This window comes from Mesorhizobium sp. M2A.F.Ca.ET.067.02.1.1, from assembly GCF_004023285.1.
Classification (GTDB): domain Bacteria; phylum Pseudomonadota; class Alphaproteobacteria; order Rhizobiales; family Rhizobiaceae; genus Mesorhizobium.
Window position 1 is genome coordinate 1 of the sequence record NZ_RZSB01001272.1, and the last position, 850, is coordinate 850.

The window sequence follows — 850 nt, forward strand, 5'->3', positions numbered from 1 at the left end:
ATCCATATCGCTCACCACAAAGTATCTTGACGTAAAGAATCTTTACGCTATCTTATCGCATGAAGAACCGGCCGCCAAGCGGTCACGCAGCGACAGGACAGCCCGATGAAATTTCTCTGGGATTCGGCTATCGGCCTTCTGGTCGTGACCGGCGGCCTGCTCGGCATGACGCTGCCCTTCGGCAAGCTCGCCACCGCCGCCGGAGTGCCGGCCATGGTCTGGGCTTTCATTATCTCGGTCGGCGCAGGCGGAGTGCTGTTGCTTGCGCTTCTGCTGCGCGGCGAGCGCATCCGGCTGACGCCGCACAAGCTGCGCTATTTCTTCGTCACCGCGGCGATTTCCTATGCCATCCCCAATCTATTGATGTTTTCCGCCATCCCGCATCTCGGCGCAGGCTACACCGGCATCATGTTCACGCTGTCGCCGGTGATCACGCTGGTGTTCTCGATCCTGCTCGGCGTCAGGCGTCCGAACCTGCTCGGCGTCATCGGCATCGCCGTCGGCTTCGTCGGCGCGGTGATGGTCGCGCTGACGCGCGGCGAGGCCGGCCAAGCGGCGGATTATTTCTGGGTGGCGATCGGGCTGCTCATCCCGGTCAGCCTTGCCGCCGGCAACATTTATCGTACCGTCGACTGGCCGGAAGGCACCGGCCCGATCGAGCTCGCCGTCGGCAGCCATCTGGCCTCGGCCACGCTGCTCCTCATCGGCATACTGACGCTTTTGGGCTGGCAGGCCTTCGCACCGCTCGCCGGAGTGCCGCTGGTGATCGTCGGGCAGGTCGCCTCGGCCTCGGCAATGTTCGTCTTCTTCTTCCGCCTGCAGGCCGTCGGCGGCCCGGTCTATCTCAGCC

The 850-nt window shown here is 63.9% G+C and carries 1 protein-coding gene; it reads left to right on the top strand.

Features of this window, described 5'->3' with window-relative positions:
• Positions 1-105: 105 nt before the first annotated feature.
• The coding region (locus EOA28_RS37255) for a DMT family transporter (protein WP_148671184.1) at positions 106-850 on the top strand (745 nt) is incomplete at its 3' end.